This window comes from Anaeroglomus insulsum (genome assembly GCF_050689095.1).
Taxonomy (GTDB): domain Bacteria; phylum Planctomycetota; class Phycisphaerae; order Sedimentisphaerales; family Anaerohalosphaeraceae; genus Anaeroglomus; species Anaeroglomus insulsum.
In genome coordinates this window covers 321,826-335,363 of the sequence record NZ_JBOGCL010000001.1, presented here as the reverse complement: position 1 = coordinate 335,363, position 13,538 = coordinate 321,826, and the positions used below count along the sequence as shown (strand labels likewise).

Annotated in this window: 8 protein-coding genes; 6 read left to right on the top strand and 2 right to left on the bottom strand. The window is 55.2% G+C overall.

Annotated elements, in window-relative coordinates; translation table 11 throughout:
- The first annotated feature begins 160 nt into the window (after window positions 1-160).
- A complete protein-coding gene (locus tag ACQ9LF_RS01370) occupies window positions 161-1,102 on the top strand; it encodes an SdiA-regulated domain-containing protein (RefSeq protein ID WP_462487565.1) in 942 nt (313 codons plus the stop codon).
- Between the two features lie 1,115 nt (window positions 1,103-2,217).
- Here ACQ9LF_RS01370 and ACQ9LF_RS01365 read toward each other — a convergent pair.
- Complete coding sequence (locus tag ACQ9LF_RS01365) at window positions 2,218-2,766, bottom strand: DUF2617 family protein (protein WP_462487564.1); 549 nt, start codon at window positions 2,764-2,766, stop codon at window positions 2,218-2,220.
- A gap of 251 nt (window positions 2,767-3,017) precedes the next feature.
- Here ACQ9LF_RS01365 and ACQ9LF_RS01360 point away from each other — a divergent pair, with 251 nt between their 5' ends.
- The 3 genes from ACQ9LF_RS01360 to ACQ9LF_RS01350 all read left to right on the top strand — a co-directional run bounded on the left by ACQ9LF_RS01360 (window position 3,018) and on the right by ACQ9LF_RS01350 (window position 10,025).
- The gene (locus tag ACQ9LF_RS01360; RefSeq protein WP_462487563.1) at window positions 3,018-5,222 is read left to right on the top strand and encodes a S46 family peptidase; all 2,205 of its coding nucleotides are present in this window, start codon (window positions 3,018-3,020) and stop codon (window positions 5,220-5,222) included.
- Between the two features lie 164 nt (window positions 5,223-5,386).
- Window positions 5,387-6,655, top strand: a complete 1,269-nt coding sequence (locus ACQ9LF_RS01355; protein WP_462487562.1) for a Gfo/Idh/MocA family oxidoreductase — start codon at window positions 5,387-5,389, stop codon at window positions 6,653-6,655.
- Between the two features lie 40 nt (window positions 6,656-6,695).
- The gene (locus ACQ9LF_RS01350) at window positions 6,696-10,025 is read left to right on the top strand and encodes a 3-keto-alpha-glucoside-1,2-lyase-like domain-containing protein (protein WP_462487561.1); all 3,330 of its coding nucleotides are present in this window, start codon (window positions 6,696-6,698) and stop codon (window positions 10,023-10,025) included.
- Between the two features lie 33 nt (window positions 10,026-10,058).
- Here the strand turns inward: ACQ9LF_RS01350 and ACQ9LF_RS01345 are convergent, their stop codons facing one another.
- Window positions 10,059-11,273 (bottom strand): glycosyl hydrolase family 18 protein, encoded by a 1,215-nt coding sequence (locus tag ACQ9LF_RS01345; protein ID WP_462487560.1) that lies wholly within the window; start codon window positions 11,271-11,273, stop codon window positions 10,059-10,061.
- A 210-nt stretch (window positions 11,274-11,483) separates the two neighbouring features.
- Between ACQ9LF_RS01345 and ACQ9LF_RS01340 the strand changes: the two genes are divergently transcribed.
- Complete coding sequence (locus ACQ9LF_RS01340; RefSeq protein WP_462487559.1) at window positions 11,484-12,404, top strand: sugar phosphate nucleotidyltransferase; 921 nt, start codon at window positions 11,484-11,486, stop codon at window positions 12,402-12,404.
- 51 nt (window positions 12,405-12,455) lie between these two features.
- Complete coding sequence (locus ACQ9LF_RS01335; RefSeq protein ID WP_462487558.1) at window positions 12,456-13,538, top strand: phosphotransferase enzyme family protein; 1,083 nt, start codon at window positions 12,456-12,458, stop codon at window positions 13,536-13,538.

Genomic DNA, 13,538 nt, shown 5'->3' with positions numbered 1-13,538 from the left:
AAGCGGGCAAATACGATGTTCCCCGTCTATCCCGCGAAAGCAGACTTTCTGGGTTGACATATTTAATAGGCTTTGATATAATTTTCCTGGATTTAATGAAATTCTAACATGGGGGGATATTGTGGTGTTTTTAGACCCAAGAATTCCAGTACTCTGTGCAATGATAGCCCTTACCGCTTCAGGCTGGTCGGCCCTGCCGTTTCCCTCGGAAGCTCAGCCGGCCGTATCCATCGGCGGAAAACTGCCTGGCAGCCATGAAACCAGCGGCATCGTCTGGCACGCCGGCCTGCAGAAGTTCTTTTTGGTCAGCGACGCCGGCACCGTGACCTCCATGACCGCCAAAGGTACCAAGCTGACCCACTGGTCCATCGATGCCGACCTTGAAGCCGTGACCGTAACGCATCCCAACAGCGACTTCATCTATTTGGGCATTGAAGACCCGGACAGCATCTGGGAATTCAACATCACCACCGGCCTGGTTACGCGGATATTCGACCTGACCTCATGGATGACCAGCCCTGCCAACTCCGGCCTTGAGGCCCTGACTTTCGTCCCCGACCCCGCCGACCCCGAAGGCGGCCTGTTCTACGCCGGCCTTCAGGAAGACGCCAGCATATTCGTCTTCCGCCTGCCGATTCAGTCCAGCACCACCAGCACCGCCGTAACCTGGGTCCGCACCATTCCGCCCCTCAACGGTGTTGCCAACATCTCCGATCTGACCTATGTTCCCAGCCAGAATGCCATCTATGCCATCTATGATAAAGATGACATCCTGCGGGCGATGGAAACCGATGGCACCCTTATCGGCGAATGGACTTTGCCTGGCAAAGACCAGGAAGGCGTCGCCCTCAAAGGCAGCGAATTGTACATCACCGAAGACTATGGCAGCGATGGCGGCGACGTCCTTCGTTATGCGCCGTTTAAGGTCATCCCCCAGCCCGACCTTGACGCGGATGGAAAAGTCAACCTGACCGATCTGGCCATCCTGTCCGCCGCATGGACCAGCAACAGCCAATCCGCAGCCGACACCAACGCCGATGGCGTCATCGACACCATAGACCTCGCCATCTTCTCCGCCGCCTGGCTCCAGGGAACCTACTGATTTTTGAAATGTCCTCTTCGGCCCACGTAACTGCCCTGTCTGTCACCCATCTGTATCGGCATTTTCAATTACACGGCCGTCTCGTCCAACCTTACGCAGCAAAATGGCGGATGCAATGGATTCGTCTGCCAGACCATCGGATGATCTGCTATGTATTTTCGGATTTTTCGCAGCGGCCTGTCCCCGTGAAGAATATGTTCATATACTGCCCCTGAATGAAGTTGTCCGCCAAAATGAATTTTTAGAGGAACCCTTAAGTATAATAATTGCGTTGCCATCATTTGCCATCAAACCCCGGCCACCTGTTTTGCTTGACACCGTCGATATAATGTTTGGTCGTCAGGGTTTTAAATCGAAGAACCACATCCCCCAACGACATCACCATAGGGGCAGCCCTCCGTGACTGCCCTTCGTTACTCATTTCGACAATGGCTAATTGAAAAATGCCGCAAACGCGTTCGGGTCTTAATGAATACAAAACAATCCCGATTGGTTGCGTATCATGAAAACAAGCAAATCAGTCCGCAGCATCATCTCCCGCTCTTTTTTGGCACAGGGAAACCGTCGTTACCTCATTGGGGTTTCGCTCTTCCATTGCTAATATGCCTGCTGGTCAGAATAATCCTTCTGATAATGCTGCCTTCGACCAAAAATAATATGAATTCCCCACTCAATACGCGATAACAAAATCCCCCAGTTTCCATTCCTGTATTCTTGTATTCTTGTGTTCTTGAGTTCTTGTGTTCTTATATTCTTAGGTCCTTTTTCTCCACATCGCACAAATTACGCTAACACAATCTTGCTATTGGTCTAAAAAATAAAAAATTTTTTCTCTTTATCCGGCCGGGGTTTATAAAAACTCACGCCCTGGGCGATTTCGATTTTTCGAACAAAAACTGCAAATCCGCCCCTTAGGGTAGAGGGCGAGAGAAAACGCCAGAGACAAAGGAACTGACACGGGCAAGTCAGGGCGCACGGGCATCCTGCCCGTGAAACATATAGAAAAGGAGAACAGATAGGAAATGATAAAACCAAATACCTCACCACAGGACGGCCACACACAAGACCACCCCGAAGTCTCCGGGTCCGTCGAAGGTATCCGGCTTGAATCAACCTTATGTATGCAGGTCAAACAGCGATTGTGTCTTGATAATCGTCACCTGATCCGGAAACGCATGAAACGCATGGATGTGCAGTTCGTGACGACGTGCTTCAAAGTCAATATAGCTAAACGGCTCCAGCCCGCCAGTTGCGTACTCCGGAAATGCGATAAACATCCCCCGATTCCGCGAGAACCGCTGCAAATCCGTATGGCTCTGGCGGTACAGGTTGGCGCTCATCTTTTCAATCTGAAAATCGGTCATGTAGTTCAGACCCCGGCTCAAGGAGCATTTGTGGGTCCGTTGTCCCCGGAATTGGAATCGCTCGATCAGACCACGTTTGGGCAGCAGCATGCTGTTGGGGCTGATCAGTTCCGTCAGGCACATATCGCCGGCAAACACGCTGACCACGTGCGAGCATCCCGTGGCCCACAACATCATTTCGTAATGTTCGGTTTTGAGATGTCTGCGACCGAAAATCGTGAACAGTTCAGGATGCAACGGCCGCTGAAACAGCGAAAACGTCAGCTCACTGACAGCTACATTGGTATTAGGCGACTCCATAGTTCTCCAGTACTTAGCAATGACCAATATTTCTCGCCTGATTATAACAAATACGTCATTTCAAAATCAAGGCCTCTAATAATACTGAAAACAGGGCAGGGGGTTCTTATCGGACGGAAATTCCGTAAAGATAAGAAAGAAAATAACTAAAGAAATTTAATTTTTTTTGTAAAAAATTCAATTTTCGGTACTCTGTTCAAATGCGGTTGAGTGAACCTTGGAAATTCGGAATTTTACTGCCAGGAGGTTTTATGCAAAAGTTCATCGGGTGTATGATGTTATCGGTCCTGTTTGCCGCCGGCTGCCAGATGCGATCCGGCCGGCAATCCGCCTACTGCAACCCCGGCGGCATGTGGATGCCCCACCAGATCAGCGGGCATTTCGATACCCTGCGGGCATTGGGTGTGGAGCAGCCCGAACAGTTTACCGACCTGACCGGCCATCCACTGGGTGCCATTGTCTGGCTGGGCGGCTGCTCAGCATCGTTCGTCTCGCCCGATGGTTTGATTATTACCAATCACCATTGTGCGACGTCCACACTGCAATGCAATTCAACCTCCGAGTGCAATCGTCTTGAACAGGGATTTCTGGCCCGTACCAAAGAAGAAGAACTTCCTGGTGAAATTGGCAAGAAGGTCTGGCTTATCCATGATATTCAGGATGTTACCGGACGTGTGCTGGAGGGACTGGACGACATAGCCGACCCGATGACGCGAACCAACACCATTGAGGATCGCATCAAGGCCATCATTGCCGAACATGAGAAATCCGATGAGGGGATTCGCTGCTCGGTGCGGTCGTTTTATGAACAGCAGCAGTATTATTTGATTACTCAGTTTGAAATACGCGATGTGCGTCTGGTCTATGCCCCCCACAGCGGCATTGGCTGGTACGGTGGCGACATTGACAACTGGCACTGGCCCCGGCATACCGGCGATTATACATTTCTGCGGGCGTATGTTGGCCCGGATGGCAACCCGGCCCCTTATTCCAAAGACAATGTGCCTTATCGGCCCAAACACTATTTAAAGATTGCCTCCGAACCGCTGTGCGAAGGGGATTTTGTGATGGTGGCGGGCTTTCCCGGCAGAACCCAGCGGTGGAAGACAGCCGAGGAGCTGGCGTTTGCCTGCAGCGTGCAGCAGCCGCAGCAGATTGCGACGATGAAGGACGTAGCTGACCTGTATCGGCAGCTGGGTCAGCAGAGCAAAGAGATCGAAATCAAGATTACCCCGTCGCTGCGTGGTGTGATGAATCACCTGCAGCTGCTGGAGATGACGCAGGATAATTTTATGGAATACGGACTGGTCCGGGTCAAACAGCAGTCACAGGCCAGACTGGTGCAGTGGATCCACAGTGACCCGCAGCGGCAGCAGCGGTGGGGCAATGTGTTTGAACAGATCAACCAGATTAACGCACCACGTCAGCGGACCTGGTACCGCGATTATCTGATCGGCAATATTGCCGGATCCGTCCAGATGATTCGAGCGGCGCATACGATTGTCCGGATGGCCGAGGAACGGCCCAAGGCCGACGACGAGCGTGACCCGGAATTCCAGCAGCGCAACTGGGACCGCCTTGCCGATGGCCTGCGGCAGATTCAGGTCAGCTATGATCCGGTGATCGATAAGGCGGTTCTGAGCTTTTACCTGTCCAAAGTCCGCGGCCTGTCCGCCGAGGACCAGGCCCCCGTGCTGGCGGCGTTTGGCGAGGAGGTCAACTGGGATACCGCAGGGATGCAGTTTATGATTGAGTCACTGTATCGGGATGTGAAGCTGGCGGATGCGGAGTATCGCGTCAAGCTGCTGAACACCGCGACACTGGAGGAATTGCAGGCAATGCCGGACCCGATTATGCAGCTTGCCCTGCGATTGCGGCCGCTGACCAAACAGATGGACGATGACGGCAAGATTTACGAAGGTCAGATGCTGCTGGCTCGCAAGGGGTATGTCGAGGCGATGAATGCCTTTGCGGGCAGTCCGGTTGCCCCGGATGCCAACGGCACGCTGCGGATTACCTATGGGACGGTCAAGGGCTATCGGCCGGCGTGGTATGCACCAGCCTATCGACCGTTTACAACGGTTGGGGAAATGCTCAAAAAGCATACCGGCCAGCCGCCGTTTGATGTGCCGGACGCTCTGATCGAGGCGGCCAAACAGCGGCAGGGCAGCCGGTTTGAGTCGTGGTCGCTCAGGGATATTCCGGTGAATTTCCTGAGCGATCTGGATATTACCGGCGGCAACTCCGGCTCAGCAACGCTCAACCGCAAAGGCGAACTGGTGGGGCTGGTCTTTGACGGCAACTCCGAGGCGCTGGCCAGCAACTGGATCTTTATGCCCGACATTACCCGCGCCATTCATGTGGACATTCGCTATATCCTGTGGATTATGCAGGATGTGGACCATGCGGACAATCTCCTGCAGGAACTGGGCGTCAAGCCGGGCAGCCGTCTTTGATGGAGGACTGAGACGATGCCGTTGTCAGGGATACAGAGCGGTCGTGAGGTTGGAACGTTCACCCTCAAGACCCTGTCGGGTTGCTGGTCGAAACCCATATTGAAACCCAGGCGAGCCTTGTGTCATCATTAAAACAAAGATGCACTCAATTTAAGGACTGATATATGCAAAAACCGAAACTGACACGACGGGATTTTTTACGGGCGGGAGCAGGCGTCATTGCGGGATTTACGATTGTGCCGCGGCATGTGCTGGGTGGGCCGGGGGTGGTGGCACCCAATGACCAGTTGACCAAGGCGGTTATTGGTGTCGGCGGCATGGGGCAGGGCCATCTGAATTATCCGGGTGCCAGGCTGCTGGCGATCTGTGATGTGGACCGCGGACATCTCCAAAGTACGCTGGCTAAGGTCGGGCCGGATGTCAAGGGCTATCACGACTTTCGCGAGGTTCTGGAGCGGGAGGATATAGATATCATTCACGTCGTAACCCCGCCGCACTGGCACGGCCTGATTTCGGTCGCAGCTGCCCAGGCGGGCAAGGACATCTGGTGCGAAAAACCCATGACCCGCACCATTGGCGAGGGTAAAAAGGTTGTCGAGGCGGTTCAGAAATACGGGCGCATCTTCCGGCTCAATACCTGGTTTCGGTTCGATAGTGAATTTTATGGTTTCGGGTCCACGGTCAAGCCGATTAAAAAGCTCGTTCAGAGCGGCATGCTCGGCTGGCCGCTGAAAGTGACGGTCAACGGGTCCACGGGCTTTAACTGGAAGGGGTATTGGTCGGGCAAGACCGACCTTGTGCCGCAGCCGGTACCGGCAGAGCTGGATTATGATTTCTGGCTGGGGCCTGCGCCGTTTAAGCCCTATCACCCGCATCGCGTGCACGGGAGTTTTCGCGGGTACTGGGATTATGACGGCGGTGGACTGGGGGATATGGGGCAGCATTATCTGGACCCGGTACAGTACCTGCTGGGCAAAGACGACACCAGTCCTGTGGAGATTGAGGCTGACGCGCCGCCGCAGCATCCGGATGCAGTAGGGCCATGGCGGCGGATTCGACTGAAATACGCGGATGGATGCGAAATCATTCTGGATGGTGAGGACCGCGACAAGAATAGTCCTTATATCGAAGGTCCTGAGGGCAAGCTGTATCGGGGCTTTGAGTCGGATATTCCCAATCTCCGCCAGAAGCTGGCGCAGTTTCCGGAGCCGGAGCCGCAGGTGACGGATTTTGCCGATGCGGTTCGCCATCGCAAACCCTTTGCCCTCAATGAACGGAACGGCCATCGGAGCTGTACGCTGGTGAATTTAGGCAAGATTGCTTTGCAGGTCCAGCGACCGCTGCGATTTGATCCGGTCAAGCAGGAATTTATTGACGATCCGCAGGCCAATCGTCTGATTGATCAGCCGATGCGCGGCCCGTGGCGTATGTAATGCGGCATCCAATTATTGACCTCTCTATCAGGAGACTCCGATGAGTTTATATCGTGTGTATGTGTTATCTGTAGTGCTGGCTCTTGGCGGAGCGGCTGGGGCGGCACAGTCGTCAGTGGCCGAGCTTTTGACGTCCAGTCCGGGCCAGACGTTTGAGCAGGATAAGGCGTTATGTGAGACCCTTTTGAAGCAGGGGCCAGAGGCGATCAGGGCCTTATGCGATTTGGTGCAGCCTTCGGGCGATGATGGACGCGTGCGGACGGTTCTGATGGACCTGGCGGTGACTGTGGGCAAGGGTGCCCCCCAGCAGCGCCAGATGTTCAGCCAGACACTCTGTGAAGCTCTGAAGTCGGATGCGGACAAAGAAATCAAGGCATTGTATATTCAACTGCTCCAGTATGCCGGCGGTGATGAGGCCGTGGGGACGTTGGCGGGGTATCTGAATGATGCTCGGCTGAGCAGTCCTGCGGCGACTGCGTTGACCCAGATTGGGACGGAGGCGGCCTGCAATGCGCTGCTGGAGTCTCTGGGCAGACAGGATACGGTGGCCAAAACGGATGTCATCCTTGGCCTGGGATCATTGCGGGTCCAGAAAGCGTCCGGGGCGATTACGGCCTTGCTGGATCATCAGGCCCTGCGGGGCAGTGCCCGCTGGGCGCTGGCCAATATCGGAGATGAAGCCGCGGCCGGGCCGATTGCGTCGGACTGGAAAAAAGCCACTGGCTATGCCAAATCCGTGGCCGGCGACGATTATCTGCTGCTGGCTGAACGACTGGCAGAAAAGGGGCAGAAGGATAAGGCACTTGCGATTTGCAAACAGTTCGGGGCGGAGGCTCCGATTCATCAACAGATAAAGGTTCTGGCTATTTTGGCTTCCGTGCAGGGTGAGCAGGCGATGAACGACTTGCTGGCCGCTGCCGACAGCGACAATGTTGCGCTTCAGGCCGCAGCGGTTCGGATGGGCGGGGCGATACCGGGGGCGAAGGTAACGACCCAATGGGTCGATAAGCTCCAGAAGGCCAAGCCGGTGCTTGCTGCACGGATTCTGGGGATGCTGGGAGAACGCGGCGATCAATCCGCCTGGGAGGCTGTGGTGAAGGCCTTTGGCCATGCGGATGGGCAGGTGGTGATTGCGGCGATGGAGGCCGCGGCGAAACTCAGGCCGGGGGAGGCTGTTGAGCCGATCCTGGCAGTCCTGAGGCAGAATGCCCAGCCGGAGATTATCATGGCCGGACGAGATATCCTGATGCGGCTGCCAGGTGATCCACCACTGCTGGCGGCGGCAGATGCGTTGAAGACGATGCCGCAGGGGGCACGGATCGCCCTGATGGAGGGGCTGGCCGGACGGGCGGCAATGTGCTGCAGTGCGGCCCTGCTGGCCCAGGCTCAGGATGCGGACGGCTCCATCCGGCTGGCGGCGATGAAGGCATTGAGCGATGTGGCCGGGGCGGGGGATATGCCTGCGGTGATTAAGCTGATGCTGGACAGTACCAATGAACAGGAACGAACGGCTTTGTCGCGGGCTGTGGTGCAGGCGGCTTTGCGCGAAGCGGATAAGGAAAAACAGGCCCAGCCGCTGCTGGAGGTGCTGCCTACCGTGTCGGGTGCCAATCAGGTTATTGTCCTGCGTTGCATGGGTCGGATTGGCGGGGCGAAGGCGTTGACTGCAGTACTGGATGCGGTTAAAAGCGATGATGCCGAAATCAAGGATGCCGGGATACGGGCGCTGGCCGACTGGCCGGATGCGTCGGCCCTGGATGGCCTGATGGGCATTGTCAAAACGGGAGAATTGAAGCATCAGGTGATTGCTTTACGCAGCGGATTAAAACTGCTGCAGACCAGTGGTCTTTCAGATGCGGATAAGCTCAAACGGGTTAAAGAGGCTCTGGCTGCGGTGAGCCGTCCGGAAGAAAAGCGGCTGGTGCTGGGGGCGGTCGGACAGATCAAATCGTCGGCAGCGTTGCAGTTGGCGGCGTCGTATCTGGATGACGCATCGCTACAGTCGGATGCGGCGGTCAGTGTGGCGAGGATTGCCCTGCCTGCTGAAGGTCAGGAACGCGGGCTGGAAGGCTATGAGACGGCCAAGGTGCTGAAAAAGGCCGTTGACCTGATTAAAAATGAGGAATTAAAGCAGCAGGCTCAGGCCTATCTGGACACGCTGCCCAAAACGGCCAGTGTCAAACGGCCTGTGCCGGAGGGATTCACCGCTCTGTTTAACGGCAAAGATTTGACCGGATGGAAAGGGGTTTTACTGCCGCCGAATGATAATCCTGTCAAGCGGGCGGCATTGACGCCCGAGCAGCGTGCTGAATGCCAGGCCAAAGCCGATGAGAGTATGAAGGCCCACTGGTCGGTGGAGGAGGGTGTTCTGGTCTTTGACGGTCAAGGGTTTAGTCTTTCGACCGCCGAAGAGTATGAGAATTTCGAGATGTACGTGGATTGGAAGATCGATTCGCACGGCGACAGCGGGATTTATCTGCGTGGTTCGCCGCAGGTGCAAATCTGGGACCCGGCTGACTGGCCCGAAGGCTCCGGGGGGCTGTACAACAATCAGAAAAATCCGTCCAAGCCGCTGGTCAAGGCTGACAATCCGATCGGGGAGTGGAATACGTTTTTCATTCGCATGGTTGGTGAACGTGTGACGGTATATCTCAACGGCAAGCTGGTGGTTGATAATGTTGTCATGGAAAATTACTGGGATCGCAGCCGGCCGATATTCCCGAGCGGGCCGATTGAACTGCAGTGCCATGGCCATCGCATCTGCTTCGATAATATTTTCGTCCGTCGTCTGCCGGCGGTACAGGACGAGGGCTGGGTTACGCTGTTTAACGGTACGGACCTGAGCGGCTGGATTGGGGATGTCCAGGGGTATGTCGTCGAAGGCGGTGCGATGGTGTGTCGGGGTGGAAAAAACATTTTCACTGCAGAGGAATATGCCGATTTTCATCTGAAATTTGATTTCTGCCTGACGCCGGGGGCCAATAATGGATTGGGCATTCGTGCCCCCAAAGACGGCGATGCGGCCTATGGCGGGATGGAGATTCAGATTCTGGACGACAGCTCCGAACAGTACGCCTCGCTGAAGCCCTATCAGTATCATGGCTCGATTTATGGCGTGGTGCCGGCCAAACGGGGGCATCTTAAGCCCGTGGGCCAGTGGAACAGCGAAGAGGTGATTGCCAAAGGCCGTCATATTACCGTGATTCTCAATGGGGTTACCATTGTGGATGCCGATATTACGGAGGCGATTGAAAAAGGCACCATCGACGGCAACGCCCATCCGGGCCTTGCCAACGAACGCGGTCATATCGGTTTCCTTGGCCACGGCTCGCAGGTGTCGTTCAAAAATATCCGAATCAAAACGCTGTAAACGGTCGGATACGATAGACTCTGATGCAGGCCGTTATCGCGAATAGCCGCGGATTATGGCCTCGACGTGGTCGATCAACGGGTGTTGGGCGTAGCGCTGTCCGGGTGCGGGGGGGACGAGGTCGCAGTGGAATTCCCACCAGAACACGCCGCGATAGCCGCGCTGCGAAATCCACCTCATTTTATGGTCAAGGCTGACCGTATTATCGATGCTGACAAAGCTGCGTTTGTCGGGGCTGAAGTAATAGGGGGCGAGGGCCTGGTTGTCGAATATTTCCGTCCAGCCTGCGGCCAACAGTGCCGCCAACTGATTATGGTAGATGGAGCGGCCGATGTTTCGCAGGGGGACTGAACTGTTCTGGCCGGGCTGGATACCCTGATAATAATAGCCGTAATTGGCCAGTCCGATGCAGACTTTGCCGGGCGGAAACACTGCCCAGTTATTCATCAATTCCTTAATCCGGTTGAGCGGGGTGTTATGGCCCGGGGTGGTGCCCCAGGTGCCGCCGCCGATGTCGTAGGTCATAATATTGATCCAATCCACAGTGCGGCTCAGGCGTGCGGCCATATCCGCAGAGTATTTTTTTCCGGCCATCAATGCCGTCGCCAGGTAGTAATATCGTGATGTCGAGCGGCTCAGCTCGTTCAGCGTCTGGCGGATATCGGCCATCAGGGCGGCGTGAAGGGGGATGTCAAACTCAGATTCCCAGTCGATTTCAATGCCGTCAAAGCCGTATTTCTTGACAAAAGCCGTCATCACCCTGGCAAAACAGGCCCGCCGGTGGGGATTCCGGGCTAAGGGCAGAAACTCACCATCCTGTATGGACAGCAGCGTCTTGACGCCGCTTTTCTGGGCACGACCAAGCAGCTGGGGGGCCATTGCCAAGCCGGTCTGTCCAGCCGGATAGGTGTGAGTTGTGACCAGTTTCTGGATGGCCTCCGACGAGGATAAGTCGAAATCCGTAGGTTTCCAGTCGGGCCCAGCGATAAGATACAGGATATTGAAGCGGTCAAGTCGAGACTGTCGAAGCTGGTTGATATCTCCGATCCGCCGGCCATGGACATAACAGCCATGAATGAATGACATCGCCGGCGGGTTGGCCGACACGGGCGGCTCTTGCACGACTGGCGGTACCGTTGGTGTGCCGGTTTGGCCGGGCTGCTGGACTGTGGGGGGGTGCGTGGGAGGTACGCAGGAACTGAGCAATACCACTATTGCGGCCATGCATAATACAATGTGTCGAGACATCCGTGTCAATCCTTGTTTGAGGAGTATCCTTTTTGCGGGATTTTATGGGCAAAAGCAGTGAAAGTAAAGTATTCCTGTGAAAAATCATTTTTGGGGTCAAAATAGGGTGTTGCGGGGTATTATAGGAGAGAGCGGTTTTCTGTTGCCTGTGCGGATTGAGCGAGTACAATAACGGCCGTATGATTACTTTTTCAGAGGATAACTAATACAATGCATAAAAAAGACAACACGACTCTTTTGATCCTGGCCGCAGGCATGGGCAGCCGTTTTGGCGGGATTAAACAGATTGAACCCGTTGGCCCCAATGGCGAGATTATTCTGGATTATTCGCTCTATGATGCCATCCGGGCAGGCTTTAGCAAGATCGTCTTTGTGATTCGCAAGTCGATTGAGGACAGTTTTCGGCAGAAAATCAACCCGAAGGCGGCAGAACGGATTCAAATCGAGTTTGCCTATCAGGAACTTGACAGTTGTTTGGGTGGGTATTCTGTTCCGGAAGGCCGGCAAAAGCCCTGGGGGACAGGGCATGCGGTGCTGGTGGCTCGCAGCAAGATTGCCGAGCCGTTTGCCGCGATCAATGCTGACGACTATTACGGCCCATCGGCCTTTGAGATGATGAATAAGCATCTGACGGGACTGGCTCAGGGTCGTGTGCAGGACTATGCGATGGTGGGTTATGCGCTGGGCAATACCTTGTCGGATTTCGGAACGGTCAGCCGCGGCGTTTGTGAGATCGACTCGGCGGGTTATCTGAAACGGATCGTGGAGCGTACGAAGCTGGAAAAACGGCCCGGGGGAGCTGAATTTGTGGACGAAAACGGGACCCGCCATTTTCTGACGAATGATACGGTGGTGTCGATGAATTTCTGGGGATTTAGTCCGGATATTTTTGGGTATCTGGATAGCGAATTTCGTGATTTTCTGTCCCAAAAAGCGACGGACGTGAAGGCCGAATATTATCTGCCGTTTGCGGTGGGAGGGCTGATTACCAGCGGAGTGAAAAAATGCCGCGTGCTGGCAGCGCGTGAAAGCTGGTTTGGGATTACCTACAAAGAGGACCTGCCAACCTCGCAAAACGGGATTCGGGCCAAAATCCGTGAAGGTGTGTATCCCGAGCAACTCTGGGGATAACTGTGTATCCGCGGGGGCGGTTGTGACGTCCTATGATAAGGAGAACAGCCTATGCGAGAATTATTGGATATTGCGCAGCGTTTTCAGATAGAGGGTCAGGCGGTCGCGGCTGAGCCGCTGGGCAACGGTCATCTGCATAAAACCTATCTGGTGACGGCGCAGGCGGGCACCGCGGATGTGCATTATGTGCTTCAGGAGATCAACACGCGGGTATTTAAGGATGTCGATGCTCTGATGGACAATATTCATCGGGTGACGCGTCATCTGGCGGGGAAATTGCCGCCGGCGGAGGTCCGTCGGCGAACGATGGCGTTTATCCGCACCCGGGACGGGGAGCTGTACCTGAAAGCGGAGCAGGGCCGATGCTGGCGGCTGTGCTGGTTTGTGCAGGGCAGTTATACCGTTGAAGTGCCCAGGAACACGCAGCAGATTTATCAATCGGCCCGTGCGTTCGGCAGTTTTCTGAATCATCTGGCCGATCTGGACGGGCCGCCGCTGAAGGACACCATTCCGGATTTTCACCATGGCGTCAAACGCTATCAGCGTCTGACAGAAGCGATTCAAAAAGACCCGGTCGGACGGGTCAAAGAGGCCCGGCCGGAAGCGGAGCTGATCGTCAAGCATGCGGCTATTTTTGAGACCATGGCTGCATGGATTCGCAGCGGGGTCTTGCCGCTGCGAACCACCCACAATGATACCAAGGTCAACAATGTTTTGTTTGACAAGGCCACCGATGAGGCGATTTGTGTGATTGATCTGGATACGGTGATGCCGGGTGTGGCGGCGTATGATTTCGGCGATCAGGTTCGAACCACCGTCAGCGAGTCGGAAGAAGACCAGACCGATTTGTCGGGGATTGCCGTGCAGATGGATCGTTTTGAAGCGATAGCCCGAGGGTATCTGGACGGTACGGCGGGCCTGTTGACGGAGATTGAAATACAAAGCCTGATGACGGGAGCCAAGATGTTCCCGCTGCTGATGGCCACCCGTTTTCTGACGGATTTTCTGGAGGGAGACTGGTATTTCTCGACGCATCGGTCGGGGCATAATCTGGATCGCTGCCGAACGCAACTGGCGTTATTTGAGTCGATATGCAGGAACGAGAAACAGATGGCTGCTGTGCTCGGACAGTAA